We start from the raw sequence: 14,381 nt of genomic DNA on the forward strand, positions 1-14,381 counted from the left end.
GCAGCGAGATGGTGGATAGCAAGGACAAGAACGTCGGTGAACTCGACTGGCTCCTGACCTCCTTCGTGGAGAAGGTGCCGGACGTCTCCGAGGCGCTCACGGTGTCCGTCGACGGCCTCGCCATCGCCGCCTCCCGCGGCCTGTCGACGGACCGGGCCGACCAGCTCGCCGCGATCACCTCGGGGCTCGCGAGCCTGACCACGGGGGCCGCGAAGGTCCTCGACGCGGGCCGCATCCGCCAGTCCGTGATCGACATGGACGAGGGCGTCCTGCTGCTCATGGCCGTCGGCGACCGGGCCCAGCTCGCGGTCCTCGCGAACGCCGGCTGCGACCTCGGCCAGGTCGGCTACGAGACCGCCCTGCTGGTGAAGCGGGTCTACGCGGCGCTCGAACCCGATGCGCGCGGCGGGATCTGACCGACCGCGCGTAGGAGATTGCTCACCCGCGCCGGGCCGCGCCCATCGACGGCCCGCGCGGGCCATTCCCCCGCTATGACGTGTCGCAGTTTTTGGAAGCATGGTCGACCTGCGACAACCACTGAGCGCCCATCGAACGGTCACGCTGCGCCACGCCGCTGAGGCTGCGCCCCTCCGCGTCGGCGGCGTTTCACGGGGCTATGCTGCGTTCGCTACCTGGAAATGAATCATGGAGGCCCACAGGTGACCACGGTTGAGCCCAAGCTTGAGCCAACGCCGATCGTCGCGCGTCCCTGGCCGGTGCGACGGGAGCCCAAGGGCTCCTGGCTCGCCCGCACGCTCCGCACGACCGACGCGAAGCAGATCGGCCTGCTCTACTTCGTGACGTCGTTCGCGTTCTTCGCGATCGGCGGCATCCTGGCCCTGCTGATCCGCGCGGAGCTGTTCCAGCCCGGACTCCAGATCGTGTCCTCTGAGCAGTTCAACCAGCTGTTCACGATGCACGGCACCATCATGCTGCTGATGTTCGCGACCCCGATCGTGTTCGCGTTCGGCAACTACCTGGTGCCGCTCCAGATCGGCGCCCCCGACGTCGCGTTCCCGCGCCTCAACGCGTTCGCGTACTGGCTGTACCTGTTCGGCTCGACCCTCGCGGTCGCCGGCTTCATCACCCCGGGCGGCGCGGCGTCCTTCGGCTGGTTCGCGTACCAGCCGCTGTCGAACGCCGTGAACTCCCCCGGCATCGGCGCGGACATGTGGTTCGTGGGCCTGTCGATCTCGGGTGCGGGCACGATCCTCGGCGCCGTCAACATGATCACCACGATCGTGACGATGCGCGCGCCGGGCATGCTCATGTTCCGGATGCCGATCTTCACGTGGAACATCCTCATCACCAGCCTGCTGATGATCCTGGTCTTCCCGATCCTGTTCGCCGCGCTGCTGGCCGTCATGGCCGACCGCGTGCTCGGCGCGCACGTGTTCGACGCCGACACCGGCGGCGCGATCCTGTGGCAGCACCTGTTCTGGTTCTTCGGCCACCCCGAGGTGTACATCGTGGCGCTGCCGTTCTTCGGCATCGTCTCGGAGATCTTCCCGGTGTTCAGCCGCAAGCCGATCTTCGGCTACAAGACCCTCGTCGCCGCGACGCTCGCCATCGCGGGCCTGTCGATGGCGGTGTGGGCCCACCACATGTACGCGACCGGCGCGGTCATGCTGCCGTTCTTCTCGCTCATGACGTTCCTGATCGCGGTCCCGACCGGTGTGAAGTTCTTCAACTGGATCGGCACCATGTGGAAGGGCCAGCTGACGTTCGAGGCCCCGATGCTGTTCAGCATCGGCTTCCTAGTGACGTTCCTCCTCGGCGGCCTCTCGGGCGTCCTGCTCGCCAGCCCGCCCGTGGACTTCCACGTCTCCGACTCGTACTTCGTGGTCGCGCACTTCCACTACGTGCTGTTCGGCACGATCGTGTTCGCGGTCTACGCCGGCGTGTACTTCTGGTTCCCGAAGGTCGCCGGGCGCATGTACGACGAGCGCCTCGCGAAGGTCCACTTCTGGCTGACCTTCATCGGCTTCCACACGACGTTCCTGGTGCAGCACTGGCTGGGCGCCGAGGGCATGCCCCGCCGGTACGCCGACTACCTGGAGTCCGACGGGTTCACGACGCTGAACATGATCTCCACGATCGGCGCGTTCATCCTCGGCCTCTCGACGCTGCCGTTCATCTGGAACCTGTTCAAGTCCTGGAAGGCCGGGCGCGTCGTGGAGACGAACGACCCGTGGGGCTACGGCGGCTCGCTCGAATGGGCGACCAGCTGCCCGCCGCCGCTGCGCAACTTCGACCGCCTCCCGCGCATCCGCTCGGAGCGCCCCGTCTTCGACGAGAAGTGGGGACACCTGGTCAAGGAGGTCAAGGGCCACTAGCCCGCGACCTCGCAGCAAGGCCCTGGAGCCCGGCTCCAGGGCCTTCGCTTTGCCCGCAATTCGGAATGAAGGCAACGCTTTACTGGCAAAGCGGAATTAACGCGCAGTCCCGTGCCTGCACTTCCGGTGGGGCGCGTCCGTCACTAGGATCGACGGCATGAGCCGGGCACTGATCGTGGTAGACGTCCAGAACGACTTCTGTGAGGGAGGGTCGCTGCCCGTCGCGGGCGGCGCGGCCGTCGCGGCGGCCGTCACCGACCTCGTCAAGGCCGCCCCGGGCCGGTGGGACCACGTGGTCGCCACCCGGGACTGGCACATCGACCCGGGCCTGCACTTCTCGGCCGAACCCGACTTCCGCGACTCGTGGCCCCCGCACTGCGTGGTGGGCACGGCCGGGTCGGGCTTCCACCCCGACTTCGACCACTCGCTCGCCGAGGCCGTGTTCGACAAGGGCGCCTACGAGGCCGCGTACTCGGGCTTCGAAGGCTCCTCGGGCGAGACGGGCCTCGCGGAGTGGCTGCGCGCCCGCGACGTGGACGCGGTCGACGTCGTCGGCATCGCCACCGACCACTGCGTGCGCGCCACCGCGCTCGACGCCGCCGCCGAGGGCTTCGCGACGACGGTGCTCCTGGAGTACACGGCCGCGGTCGCCGAGGAGACCCGCGCGAAGGCCCTGGAGGACTTCGCGGAGGCGGGCGTCGCCGTCGAATAGCCCCCCGGAACGCATGGCGGAGCGGCCGGGGCGCATCGCCCCGGCCGCTCCCGTCCGCTCAGACCCCTTCGCCCATGTCGTCGGGCATGACCACCATCTGCCCGTAGTTGTTCGAGTTGTCGAAGTCGAACGCGAACGAGTCGACGCCGTACATGGGCGTCTGGATCGACACCGTCACGTACGCCCCGCCGGCCTGCTCGTCGCCGGTCCACTCGTCGAACGGCCGCGGCGTGACCGTCCACTCCTCGGAGATGCTCTCCCCCGGCGCGAGCGTGCCCTGCTCCGCGGTGAAGTAGTCGCCCTCGGCGCAGTCGGTCGCCTCGTCGAGGCCCTCGACCTCCAGGCTCGGGTCAGCGCACATCGAGATCGTGAACCCCTGCGACTCGTGGTCGCCCGCGTTGGTGATCGTGGCCTTCGCCGTCCACGTGCCGTCGCCGTTGTCGGTCTTCGCGACCTCGATCGCGAGGTCGGTGATCCCCCACATGTACGCCGACTCGGTGACGTCCTCCAGTTCCGCGCCGGTGCGGTACCGGAAGATGTCGAAGTCCAGCGGCCCCGACTGGTCGGAGCCGTGCGGCTCGGGGACGAGCAAGAGCACGCCGGTGACCGCGGCGGGCGCGATGTCGAGCAGCGGGAACGAGCCGGGGTCGCCGAGCGCGATCTCCTCGGTGACCTCCCAGCCGCCGTCGCCGTCGCCCGCCACGGCCACCGCCTGGGCGATCAGGGTGTCCCCGGGCGTGCACGCGAACAGCGCGACGGCCTCCGTGGGGCCGCCGTCCTCCAGCTGCGCCTGCACGAGCTTCAGCAGCCGGATCTTCCCGTCGCCGTACTCGGCGGTCTCGGCGTCGCTGATCGTCGCGGGCGCCACCGGGCAGATGTCGTTCAGGCTCCCCTGGCCCGGATAGAACTCGGGGAGTTCGATCTCGGCGCCCACGAGGTCCGCGAACGTCGGCAGGACCGGGTCGGTCTCCGTCTCCTGCCCCTGCGGGACCTCCCCCGCGCCGGTGTCGCCCTCGGCGGGCGTGGTCGCGTCCTCGGACGACTCCTCGCTGGAGGTCTCGGCGGGCCGCGGGTCCACCTCCTCGCCGTTGGACTCCTGGAGCCACCACGCGGCCGGGACGGCCACGATGAGCGCGGCCAGCGCGGCGGCCAAGGCGCCCTTGGTGGTCCGGCGCCGTCGCACCCGGCCGTGGATCACGGCGGAGTCGACGGGGTCGACCATGAGCTCAGCGGAGTGCGCGAACTCGGCGAAGGCCTCTTCGAAGAGGGTCTCGTCTGGCGTGCTCATCGCTGCTCCATCTCGTCTTGGACGGTGAGTCGGCCGGCGAGCGCGGCCTTCCCCCGAGTGAGCCAGGAGCGGACGGTGGCTTCGGCGACGCCTTCCTGCTCTGCGATCTCCGCGACGGTCAGGCCCGCCATGTACCGGAGGATCACGGCCTTGCGGTGGTGCTCGCCGATGCCGGCGAGCGCGCGCATCAGGTCGACGCGGTCCCCGTCGGGCGGGGTCTCGTGGGTCTCTCTCTGCCGGTTGAGGAATCGCTGCACGACCCCTCGGCGGCGCAGGTGGCTCGTGGCGAGGTTCCAGGCCACGCGGCGCACCCACGCGGTCGGGTTCTCGTACTCGCGCACCTTCTTCCAGCGGGCGAGCGCCCGGCAGAACGCCTCCGCCACGAGGTCTTCGGCTTCGGTCCGGTCGCCGGTGTAGGCGAAGATCTGGCCGGTGACGGCGCGGACGTTGGCAGCGTAGAAGTCGTCGAATTCGAGGCTGGCGCGCATGGGCAGCAGCTGCGCCGCGGCGCCTCCCTCCCCTGGTGGAGCAGAGCTGTCGCGGGTGGGCGTCATAGGGGCTCCTCGGCTACGGTACTGCGGGTTGGGGGTCCGCATCAGATACACGAGCCGGGGCGCGGGAGTGACGCACTCCAGATTGGAGTTCTGGTTCACACTTTGCGGTGGGCAAGGCGTCCCCGCGTCGGTGCTCGCGGGGACGCCTTGCGGCACAGGTGCTTCTACGGGGCGAGTTCGAGGTCCGCGACCCGGGCGCCGAATGCGGCCTTGATGTTCGGGGGGAGGTCCGAGTCGGCGGTCCCGGTGTCGACGGTGGCGGTGAAGACCGGCCCGGTGAGGGAGTCGTCGGTGGCGGTGTCGACGGCGTCCTGCCACTGGGCGACGTCGACGACGGTGGTCCACTCGTGGCTGAAGGTCTCGCCTACGGCGAGGTCACCGATCGGCACGGGCACCCCGGCCCCGTCGCCCTCAAGGCAGTCGGAGGTCCCGAGGTCGGTCGCGACGTCGGCGGGGGCCATGCCGCACACGGACACGTTGTACCCGATCGCGGTCCGGGGCCCGTCGTTGCGGACCGACACGGTGAGCCGGTACTCGCCGTCCTCGCCGGCGGGCTGGGCCCCGATGGTCACGTCGAGGTCGGCGTAGCCGGCCGTCCCGAGGTCGCCGAGGTGCTCGGCCGCCGGTGCTCCCGCGTCGTCGAGGCGGATCAGCTCGAACCAGTAGGGGACGTCGTCGCCGGCCGGGTACTGCTCGGCGTAGCCGACGATGAGGCCGTCCCCGTCGTAGGAGAGGAGCTGCGGGGAGCGGCCGGGCTCGGAGCGGGTGAGCTGCAGTGTGGCCTCCCAGGTCTTCGAGTCGAGTTCGGTCTCGGTGAGAACGACGGCCTGGAGGGCCGTGTCGCCGCCGGTGGCGCATCCGAAGAGGCCCACCGCTTCCGCGGTACCGGGCACGCCGGTCAGGGTCGCCGGCGTCAGCTGCTTGAGGTAGACGGCGCCGTCCTCGGCGGGCGGGGCGAAGGTGCCGTCGGCGATGACGGCGTCCTCGGTCTGGCAGTCGGAGCCGGAGCCGAAGGAGGGGAGGGTGATCGCGGCGCCGATGATCTCCTCGGGCGCGGGCAGGACGTCGCCCTCCCAGATCGTGTTCGGGTCCTCGTCGGGGAACGGGGTCCCGTCGTCGGTGGTCTGCTCGGCGGCGGGCGGCGCGGCGCTCCGGTCGTCGGCTCCGGCGGTGTTCGCCAGGAGCCAGCCGGCGGGGGCGAGGAGCGCGAGGGCGGCGGCCCCGGCGGCGGCGGTGCGGCCGATGCGGCGGCGTCTCGCTTTGCGCCACAGCGAATCCGTGCCGGCGCCGCGGACCTGGGCGGCGGTGTCGTCGGTGTAGTCGATGAAGACGGTTTCGAGCGGGTCTGGGGTGGTCACGGCTGCTCCTTGGTTTCGTCGATGCGGAGGCGTTCGGCGAGCGCGGCTCTGCCCCGGGCGAGCCAGGTGCGGACGGTCGACTCGGCGACCCGCTCCTGGTCGGCGATCTCCGCGCCGGTCATCCCGGCGATGTAGTGGAGGACGATCGCCTTGCGGTGGCGTTCGCCGAGGGTGGCGAGGGCGCGTTCGAGGTCGACGCGGTCCGGTTGGGGCCCTTCGATGTCGGTGACGTGCTGGCGGCGCAGGAAGCGCCGGGTGAAGGCGCCGCGGCGCAGCCGCGACGTGGCGAGGTTCCAGGCGACGCGGCGGACCCACGTCGCGGGGTTGTCGTAGGCGCTGAGGGTCTTCCAGCGGGTCAGGGCCCGCAGGAAGGCTTCGGCGGTGATGTCCTCGGCTTCGGCGTGGTCGCCGGTGTAGGCGCGGATCTGCGCGGTGATCTGGCCGATGTTGTTCGCGTAGAACGCGTCGAACTCGGCGCGGCGGTCCGGTGCGGCGCGTTCGCGGTCCAGGGCGGTCGCCAGGGCGGCGGATGCGTCCATGCGGCTCCTCGGTGCGGTTGGACGGGGTGCGGTCGTGTCGATCGCACCCTCCACACGAACGAGGGGGCCCGGGCGTCCCGCCCGGTTCGGGGTTTTCTCAGGGGCCGCTTACGGCCGGGCGGTCATTTCCCGTAGCGGCGGTCGCGGGTGGCGAAGGAGCGGACGGCGCGGAGGAAGTCGACGCGGCGGAAGTCGGGCCAGTTGGAGTCGCAGAAGTAGAACTCGGAGTACGCGGACTGCCAGAGCAGGAACCCGGAGATGCGCTGCTCGCCGGAGGTGCGGATGACGAGGTCGGGGTCGGGCTGGCCGGTCATGTAGAGGTGGCGGGCGATGGAGTCGGCGTCGATGGCCTCGGCGGCCTGTTCGAGGCTGGCGCCGGTGGCGGCCTGTTCGAGCATGAAGGAGCGGACGGCGTCGGCGATCTCGCGCTGGCCGCCGTAGCAGACGGCGAGGTTGACCTGCATGCCGCGCTTGTCGGCGGTGCGCTGCTGGGCGCGTTTGAGGGCGTTCTGGTGGTCTTCGGGGAGGAGGTCGAGGGCGCCGACCATGCGCAGCTGCCAGGGCTGGTCGTCGTCGGAGAGCTCGCCGGCGAGTTCGTCGATGATGTCGAGGAGGGGGTCGAGCTGGTCCTTGGGCCGGGAGAGGTTCTCGGTGGAGAGGAGCCAGATGGTCACGTGCTCGACGCCGAGTTCGTCGCACCAGCCGAGGAAGCGCTCGATGTGCTTGGCGCCGGCGCGGTGGCCGTCGTTGGGGTCGGTGAGGCCCATGTCGCGGGCCCAGCGCCGGTTGCCGTCGACCATGACGCCGATGTGCCTGGGCAGCGGCTGTCCGGTCAGCTCGCGTGCGAGCCGACGCTCGTATATCCGGTAAAGCAGGTTCGAGATCGCCACAACCGGCAATTGTAGGCCGGGGCCTTTTCGGGCCCCGGCCGTGTCCTCCGCAGGTGGGGCGGGCCTACCCTTCGAGCCGCTGCTTGAGGGCGTCGAGCTCGGCCCACAGGACGGTGGGGAGGCGGTCGCCGAAGCGGGCGAACCAGCTCTCGACGAGGGGGACCTCCTCGGCCCATTCGGCGGGGTCGACCTTGAGGGCGGCGGCGAGGTCGCCGTCGGCGAGGTCGAGGCCGTCGGTGTCGAGGGCGCCCGGGGTCGGGCAGTACCCGATGGGGGTCTCGACGGCGTCGGCGCGGCCTTCGAGGCGTTCGACGACCCATTTGAGGACGCGGGCGTTCTCGCCGAAGCCGGGCCACAGGAAGCGGCCGTCGTCGCCGCGGCGGAACCAGTTGACGTAGAAGACCTCGGGCAGGAGGGCCTCGTCGGCGGCGGCCTTGCCCATCTCGATCCAGTGGCCGAAGTAGTCGGCGGCGTTGTAGCCGATGAACGGGAGCATCGCCATGGGGTCGCGGCGCACGACCCCCACTTTGCCGGTGGCGGCGGCGGTGGTCTCGGAGGAGAGGGTCGCGCCCATGTACACGCCGTGGACCCAGTCGCGGGCCTGGGCGACGAGCGGGACGGTGGTGGCGCGGCGGCCGCCGAAGAGGATCGCGTCGATGGGGACGCCGCGCGGGTCGTCGTACTCGTCGGCGAGGACCGGGCACTGCTTGACGGGCGTGCAGAAGCGGCTGTTGGGGTGCGAGGACGGCTCGTCGGAGTCGGGCGTCCAGTCGCGGCCCTTCCAGTCGATCGCGTGGGCCGGGGGCTCGCCCATGCCCTCCCACCACACGTCGCCGTCGTCGTCGAGGGCGACGTTGGTGAAGAGGGTGTGGCCCTTCTCGATGGTGCGCATGGCGTTCGGGTTGGTGCGGTAGTCGGTGCCCGGGGCGACGCCGAAGAAGCCGTACTCGGGGTTGGAGGCCCACAGGCGCCCGTCCTCGCCGAAGCGGAGCCAGGCGATGTCGTCGCCGAGGGTCTCCACCTTCCAGCCGGGGATGGTGGGTTCGAGCATGGCGAGGTTGGTCTTGCCGCACGCGGACGGGAACGCGCCGGTCACGTGGTAGACCTTCCCCTGCGGGCTGGTGAGGCGCAGGATGAGCATGTGCTCGGCGAGCCAGCCCTCGTCGCGGCCCATCGCGGAGGCGATGCGCAGCGCGTAGCACTTCTTCCCGAGGAGCGAGTTGCCGCCGTACCCGGACCCGTACGACCAGATCTCGCGGTCGCCGGGGAAGTGGGAGATGTACTTGGTCTCGTTGCAGGGCCACGGGACGTCGGCCTGCCCGGGGGCGAGCGGGGCTCCCACGGAGTGGAGGCACTTGACGAAGTCGGCGTCGGGGCCCATCTTCGCGAGGACCTCGGTGCCCATGCGGGTCATGATGTGCATCGACGCGGCGACGTACGCGGAGTCGGTGAGCTCGACGCCGAACATCGGCTGCTCGGCGTCGAGGGAGCCCATGCAGAAGGGCACGACGTACATGGTGCGCCCGCGCATGGAGCCGCGGTAGAGGCCGGTCATGGTCTCGCGCATGTAGTCGGGCGCGGTCCAGTTGTTGGTGGGCCCGGCGTCCTCGGGGTCCTCGGAGCAGATGAACGTCCGCTCCTCGACGCGGGCGACGTCCCCGGGGTCGGTGCGGGCGAGGAACGAGTCGGGCTTGGCGGGGACCGGGACGAGGGTCCCGAAGGCGACGAGCTCGCCGGTCAGGCGCTCCCATTCGGCCCGGGAGCCGTCGCACCACACGATCCGGTCGGGATCGGTGAGCTCGGCGACCTCGCCGACCCACGCGAGCAGCCGGTGGTGGCGGGTGGGCGGGTCGGTGAGGCCCGTGCTGGGGGCGGCGGTGTGTTTCGCGGCGGGTTCTGCGGCGACTTCGATGCTCACGGTGGCTCCTTCGGTCGGCTTCTGGGCACGGACGCGGGCGCTCCGGCCGGGGCCGGTCCTTCGGACGCTACGGGAACGGGCGCGAACGCGCAGGAACTCGTGCGTGATTGAACGGCCGTTGAACAGGGACGCCGCCTGCGGACATTGATCTTGTGCGCATTCGGGCTCGCAGCGATCACAAATACCTGCACATTCTGCGTCACCGCGCAGGATCGAGCACAGCGGCGCGAATTTGACCGTTGCTCTCAACTAATGCGCTCGGTTTCGATCATGGAACGAGCGCGTTAGATCGCCGCCGCAAAACGGTTACGGAACCGCGACTGGCGGCTTTTGCCCCGAACGCCCCCACAGCGGGGCGTCTTGGGCGAAGATGCACAGCAGCACCGATCTACCGCAGGCACGTAGGGTCGAACCGTTGGAGACGTCGATGGCGCACCGTGAACCGCAAGGGCAGCAGGGCCGCAACAAGACCGGGGTCGTGGCGTTCGCGGTCGCGCTCGCGGTGGTCCTGGCGATCGTGCTGGTGTACTTCCTCATGAAATGAGCACGCGAGAACGGGCGGGGACGCGATGCGTCCCCGCCCGTTCCGTGCTTCAGGTCAGACCGACGGCCCCCGGCGGCGCAGGTCGTCCACGCTCAGCATCGCCTCGCGCAGCTCCTTCAGCCAGTCCTCCGCGTGCTGCTCGACCAGGCGCACGCACCACGCCAGCGCGTCCTGCCGGGACGCGGCCACACCGGAGCCGACGAGCGTGTCGAGGACGAGCCGCTCGGGCTGGCGCAGCCGGGTCGTGACCGGCAGGGACTGGTGCGTGAAGACCATCGTGGTGGACCCGCAGCGCGCCCCCCAGGACGCCTGCCGGTGGTACCGGTACTGGAGCTGCTGCGCGATCTGCACCCGCATGTCGCGGGTCGCCTCCCGGAACCGGGAGATCCGGCCCTCCTCGGTGGCGGCGCGGTCCGACTCGGTCGCGTCCGCCGGGTGGTCCGGGGTCGGCAGCGGGCAGATGATGATCATCTCGTCGCGGTCCACGGTGACCTCGGGCATCCCGGCGATCCAGCCGTCCGGGACGATCCCGTAGATCCACGCCGGGGCGTCGTCAGTGGACGGCAGCGGGCCGTAATGCCACGAGCCGGTGTCGTCGATGGCGGCCATTGACGGGTCTCCTCACGTTTCAGGAACGCTCCAGGTGTACCCCATCGAGTCAAGCAGAGCCGATCGAGGGCTCGCAAGCGTCGCGCACCCCGCTGTTCACAGGCCCCGCATGAAGAACCCCGCGAGCGCGCACACCGCGAACACCGCCGCGCCCACGCACGCGATCGTCTGCCCCGGCCGCGGGCGCACCCGGTACTGCCACGACAGCCACACCCCGAGCACGATCGGCCCGGTCGCGATGCCCAGGAACAGCGTCAGCGCGGCGAGCGCCTGCCGCACCGCCGACCCGTCGGCGTGCAGCACCCCGAGCGCGACCGCGACGGCGAGCGCCCCCGTGGCCGCGCCGATGAGCGCCGCGGTCGCCTCCGTGTGGCGGGGCGCCTCGATGGGAAGTTCACCCTGCCGGGCGAGCGACAGCAGCCGCCCGGACCGCTCCAGCCGCATCCTGACGCGTTCGGCGTCCGGCTCCGGGTCCGGTGCCCCCGCCGACGGGGTCGGCCCGGTCCTGCGGTGCCCCACGAAGTCCCCGAGCGACCGCCACAGGATCGCCACGGCCTTGTCGGTCTCGGCCACCAGCGTCGCAGCGGACACCGACGCCCGGTTCGCCTCGTCCCGCGAGGTCCGGGCCGCCTCGACGGCGGCACTGAGCCGCCCGGACTCGTCCTTGTACGCGGCGTCGGCGGCGCGGATCTCGGCGTCGGCGTCGGCGCGGTCCTTCAGGTAGGCGGCGACGGCGCCGGCGTATCCGGTGTCGGTCGTCATGGCGTGCTCCTTCTCGGGCGGGCCCGCGAGTGCTCGTGCTGGTCCTAGGGCAGGTCGAGGACGGCCGACGGGTTCGGCAGGAGCGCGGTCGTCCGGTACGGGATCACGACCTGCGGGACCCGGTGCCGGGCCCGGTCGAAGTACAGGCCGCGCCGCGACCGCGGGTACCAGGCGGGGCCGCCGCTGGCGGGCGACAGCGGCGCCAGCTCCGGGCCCTGCACGTCGAGCGCGAGCCACGCGTCCACGGCGTCGAACCGCGCGGAGAACCCGCCCAGGTCCTCCCGCAGGCGCGGCACCGACCGCCACCAGCCGAGCGTGTGCAGGTGCCGCTCGGGCCCGTCGATGAGCATGGCCCGCAGCCGGGCCGACCCGGCCGCGTCGAGCCGCGCGGACCCGGCGTCCACGGCGTAGAACAGGTTGAGGCGCAGCAGCCCGTCGCAGCGGGACTCCCAGTCCTTGCACGCCGAGTCGAGGTCGTCGTGCCAGTCGACCTCGGCCCCTTCGGTCTCCAGCGCGGCCGCGAGCGCCAGCGCGGAGGAGGCGGCGTCGGGTTCGAGGCAGCAGATGTCGACGCCGATGCGCTGGCCGCGGGCGGCGGTGAGGGCGGCGGCGGCGAGGATGTCGGCGGCCTCGGTGGTGCGGGTGCCGAGGATCGCGAGGTTGCGGCCGGGCGCGCGGTGGAGGGCGAGCTCGGCGCCGCGGGAGGCGACGTCGATGGTCTGGCCCAGGAACGCGGTGTCGGGCGCGGGGATGCCCGCGGTCAGGTCGGGCACGTGGTCGCCGTCGAAGAGCGCGGGCGGTTCGTTGCCGGGCGGGCGGGCCTCCCAGAGGCGCTGCTGGAGGGGCTCCCAGGCGTCGGCGTGCCCGGCGTTGGGGATGGCAACGACGCGGTTGGCGCCGGTGTGGCCGGACTCGTCGTTGACGACGGCGTGGAAGCGGGCGACGGTGTCGGCGGCGTGGTTGGACTCGGCGAGGACCCTGCGGGCCTTGGGGAGCGCGATGCGCAGCGTGAACTGCGCGACGAGGCTGGGCCGGCCCCAGAGGGCCTCGATCCCGGCGATGTCCTGCGAGGCGAGGACGAGGTGGATGCCCTGGCTGCGGCCGCGGCGGGCGAGGTCTTCGAGGAGCTGCACGGCCTCCTCGGTGACGGCGTCGCGGGCTTCGAGGAGCACCTGGAACTCGTCGACGACGGCGACGATGCGGGGCCAGTGGCCTCCGGGGTCGGCGGCGCGGAGCTCTTCGAGTTTGGTGGCCTCGTGGGCCTTCGCGGCCTCGGCGCGGCGGCGCAGCTCGTCCTTGAGGTGGCGCAGGAGCGCGAGGCCGAACTCGCGGTCGTCGTTGATGTTGACGCCGACGAGGCGCACGTGCGGGAGCCAGGTGGGGTCGCGGCGCCCGGAGGCGAAGCGCGCGAAGGAGACGCCCTCTTTGAAGTCGAGGAGGTACAGCGCGAGCTCGTCGGGGCTGTAGTCGGAGGCGAGTCCGGCGATCCACGCGTACAGGAGGTTGGTCTTGCCGGACCCGGAGGGCCCGCCGACGAGCGCGTGGGGCGGGTTGTCGCCGAGGCTGAGCTTCGCGACGTCCCCGGCGGGGGTCTCCCCGATGGCGGACTGGAGCCCGGACGCAGAGGAAGCACTCCACAAGCGCTGCGGCAGCAGATCGACCAACCGCGCGGGCTCCTTCCCGGCAAGGTGCTTCTCAGCAACGGCTTTTGCAGCGTTGGTGACAGTCGTCGACGGCGGCGCCGGGTCGAGCTCGATGGGAGCGCCGGGCAGTGCGGTCGCGGCCTTCGCGGTGAGGCGCGGCAGGTCGGCGGGTCCGGCGGTGTCGTCCCCGACGATGACGAGGTGCACCCCGGCGGCGACGCCGGTGCGGCGCAGCCGCGCCAGCTGCGCCTGGTCGTGCGCGGGCCACGCGGCGAGGTCGGCGTTGAGCAGCACGAGCACCCGCCACGGCTCGGGCCTGCGCCCGGTGGCGGTGGCCAGCGCGGCGAGCGAGTCGTGCTCCCCGGCGAGCACGTCGGCGTTCACGCGCCGCACGGTCTCCACAAGCGAGTCCAGCTCTTCCCGCAGCCCGGAGGGGCCCACGAACGAGAGCAGCCCGGCCTTCCCGAGCGCCGCGAACGCCGACAGCGACCTGCCCAGGTGCTCGGGGTCGTACACGTGCAACCGCACCAGCCCGGCGGGCACGGCCCCCACGGCCCGCAGCAGCAGCCCCGGAAGCGCATGCGCCGCATCGGTATCGATCCGCAGATGCGACCGGTCGAGCAACGGGATCAACGCAGGGAGTGAGGTGTCGGTCACTGTGGGTTCTGGATTGTCGTACCCCCCTGCCACAATGGACGAGCCGGCTGATGCAGTCGCGGTTTCCGGGGGGATCCCTCCGGTGGCGGCGAGGTCATCGCCACTCTCGACCGGAGCGCGCCCGGTCGAGGCGGTCTCCGGCAAGGTGGTGGCGGTGGTGGGTGGGTTGGGGGGGAGGGAGGGCCCCTCAGAGATACTCGATTCGCTGGCGGCGATGCGACCGACGCGCAACAGCGGCGCCGCCCCGCGGGTCAGCCCCGATTCCAGCCGCCACTCGGCCCAGCGCGCCCCGGCTGCCGCCGGGGCGGCCGCGGCCGCGGCGTCGAGTGCGGCGCGGTGGCCGCCTTCGACGGCGGCGGCCTTGCGCGCCTGGAGGGTCGCGGTCATCTTCTCGTGGATGTGCCGCAACTGGGTCTGCTTGCGCGTGGCGTCGCCGATGACCCGCTCGGCGCGGCCGCGCTCGGACTCGGCCCGCTCGGCGGTGCGCTCGGCGAGGAGCCGCGCCTCGCCGCGGGCGCGGCCGAGCTCGTCGCCCATGGCCGCCACCAGTCGTCTGCGCCAGCTGCTCATG

General features: G+C 71.6%; 12 protein-coding genes. 3 read left to right on the forward strand and 9 right to left on the reverse strand.

What is annotated here, in order from left to right:
- The first annotated feature begins 8 nt into the window (after window positions 1–8).
- From AB0A65_RS17255 to AB0A65_RS17265, 3 genes are all read left to right on the forward strand, one after another.
- A complete protein-coding gene (locus tag AB0A65_RS17255) occupies window positions 9–416 on the forward strand; it encodes a roadblock/LC7 domain-containing protein (RefSeq protein WP_359952259.1) in 408 nt (135 codons plus the stop codon).
- Window positions 417–659: 243 nt separating this feature from the next.
- Window positions 660–2,336 (forward strand): cytochrome c oxidase subunit I, encoded by a 1,677-nt coding sequence (gene ctaD, locus AB0A65_RS17260; RefSeq protein ID WP_359952260.1) that lies wholly within the window; start codon window positions 660–662, stop codon window positions 2,334–2,336.
- Window positions 2,337–2,493: 157 nt separating this feature from the next.
- Window positions 2,494–3,048 carry an isochorismatase family protein gene (locus AB0A65_RS17265; RefSeq protein ID WP_359952261.1) on the forward strand — a complete coding sequence of 185 codons (555 nt, stop codon included), beginning with the start codon at window positions 2,494–2,496 and terminating at the stop codon, window positions 3,046–3,048.
- Window positions 3,049–3,106: 58 nt separating this feature from the next.
- On the opposite strand, the gene AB0A65_RS17270 is transcribed toward AB0A65_RS17265, so the two are convergent.
- From AB0A65_RS17270 to AB0A65_RS17310, 9 genes are all read right to left on the reverse strand, one after another.
- Window positions 3,107–4,336: a hypothetical protein gene (locus tag AB0A65_RS17270; protein WP_359952262.1), complete on the reverse strand. Its 1,230-nt coding sequence runs from the start codon at window positions 4,334–4,336 to the stop codon at window positions 3,107–3,109.
- Window positions 4,333–4,890, reverse strand: coding sequence for a sigma-70 family RNA polymerase sigma factor (locus tag AB0A65_RS17275; protein ID WP_359952263.1), 558 nt, complete (start codon window positions 4,888–4,890; stop codon window positions 4,333–4,335). The genes AB0A65_RS17270 and AB0A65_RS17275 overlap by 4 nt, the downstream gene beginning before the upstream one ends.
- A gap of 164 nt (window positions 4,891–5,054) precedes the next feature.
- On the reverse strand, window positions 5,055–6,248 hold the full coding sequence (locus AB0A65_RS17280) for a hypothetical protein (RefSeq protein ID WP_359952264.1): 1,194 nt from the start codon (window positions 6,246–6,248) through the stop codon (window positions 5,055–5,057).
- Entirely contained in the window at window positions 6,245–6,787 is a 543-nt protein-coding gene (locus AB0A65_RS17285; RefSeq protein WP_359952265.1) for an RNA polymerase sigma factor, read from the reverse strand. Before AB0A65_RS17285 ends, AB0A65_RS17280 begins: the two co-directional genes overlap by 4 nt.
- 122 nt (window positions 6,788–6,909) lie before the next feature.
- Entirely contained in the window at window positions 6,910–7,677 is a 768-nt protein-coding gene (locus AB0A65_RS17290; RefSeq protein ID WP_359952266.1) for an isoprenyl transferase, read from the reverse strand.
- A 64-nt stretch (window positions 7,678–7,741) separates the two neighbouring features.
- Complete coding sequence (locus AB0A65_RS17295) at window positions 7,742–9,589, reverse strand: phosphoenolpyruvate carboxykinase (GTP) (RefSeq protein ID WP_359952605.1); 1,848 nt, start codon at window positions 9,587–9,589, stop codon at window positions 7,742–7,744.
- A gap of 604 nt (window positions 9,590–10,193) precedes the next feature.
- Window positions 10,194–10,748 (reverse strand): hypothetical protein, encoded by a 555-nt coding sequence (locus AB0A65_RS17300; protein ID WP_106366748.1) that lies wholly within the window; start codon window positions 10,746–10,748, stop codon window positions 10,194–10,196.
- 96 nt (window positions 10,749–10,844) lie between these two features.
- Window positions 10,845–11,510, reverse strand: coding sequence for a hypothetical protein (locus AB0A65_RS17305; RefSeq protein ID WP_359952267.1), 666 nt, complete (start codon window positions 11,508–11,510; stop codon window positions 10,845–10,847).
- A 44-nt stretch (window positions 11,511–11,554) separates the two neighbouring features.
- On the reverse strand, window positions 11,555–14,380 hold the full coding sequence (locus tag AB0A65_RS17310; RefSeq protein WP_359952268.1) for an FtsK/SpoIIIE domain-containing protein: 2,826 nt from the start codon (window positions 14,378–14,380) through the stop codon (window positions 11,555–11,557).
- Window position 14,381: the final 1 nt, after the last annotated feature.

The sequence above is a fragment of the Glycomyces sp. NPDC047010 genome (assembly GCF_040644205.1).
Lineage (GTDB): Bacteria > Actinomycetota > Actinomycetes > Mycobacteriales > Micromonosporaceae > Glycomyces.